Below are 1,070 nucleotides of genomic sequence, written 5' to 3' on the forward strand. Positions count from 1 at the left end.
GCCCTGTCGGGCGTGACGGCGGGCAACACCGCGCTGTGCACGGTCGGCAAGACCGGCAACGATCTGCATTACCGCGGCTACGACATTCTCGACATCGCCGGCGCATGCGAATTCGAAGAGATCGCGTATCTGCTGGTCCACGAAAAGCTGCCGACGCAGGCTGAACTGACCGCCTACAAGATCAAGCTCAAGGCGTTGCGCGGCCTGCCCGCGAACGTCAAGGCCGCGCTGGAATGGATTCCGGCCGCCGCTCACCCGATGGACGTGATGCGCACAGGCGTCTCGGTGCTCGGCACCGTGCTGCCGGAGAAAGACGATCACAACCTGCCGGGCGCACGCGACATCGCTGACAAGCTGATGGCTTCGCTCGGTTCGATGCTGCTGTACTGGTACCACTACTCGCACAACGGCAAGCGCATCGAGGTCGAAACCGACGACGATTCGATCGGCGGCCACTTCCTGCATCTGCTGCACGGCGTGGAGCCGTCGAAGGCATGGGTCGACGCGATGCATGTGTCGCTGAACCTGTATGCCGAGCATGAATTCAACGCGTCGACCTTCACCGGCCGCGTGATCGCCGGTACGGGTTCGGATATCTACTCGGCCATCACCGGCGCAATCGGCGCGCTGCGCGGCCCGAAGCACGGCGGCGCGAACGAAGTCGCGTTCGAGATCCAGTCGCGCTACCAGACGCCTGACGAAGCCGAAGCCGATATCCGTAAGCGCGTTGAAAACAAGGAAGTGGTGATCGGATTCGGTCACCCGGTGTACACGATCTCTGACCCGCGCAACAAGGTCATCAAGGACATCGCGAAGAAACTGTCGAAGGAAGCGGGCAACACCAAGCTGTTCAGCATCGCCGAGCGTCTTGAAACAGTGATGGCGGATGCGAAAAAGATGTTTCCAAATCTCGACTGGTTCAGCGCGGTGTCGTATCACATGATGGGCGTGCCGACGGCGATGTTCACGCCGCTGTTCGTGATCGCCCGCACGGCAGGCTGGAGCGCGCACATTATCGAGCAGCGGATCGACAACAAGATCATTCGTCCGAGCGCGAATTACACCGGTCC

At 61.3% G+C, this 1,070-nt stretch carries 1 protein-coding gene; it reads left to right on the plus strand.

All coding sequences use genetic code 11. The features are described from left to right. Positions 1-1,070, plus strand: a 1,070-nt coding sequence (gene prpC / locus PQR40_RS38985) for a bifunctional 2-methylcitrate synthase/citrate synthase (protein ID WP_408341305.1), incomplete at both ends; no start/stop codon positions are given.

The sequence above is a fragment of the Paraburkholderia sediminicola genome (genome assembly GCF_046026855.1).
GTDB classification, from domain to species: domain Bacteria; phylum Pseudomonadota; class Gammaproteobacteria; order Burkholderiales; family Burkholderiaceae; genus Paraburkholderia; species Paraburkholderia sediminicola_A.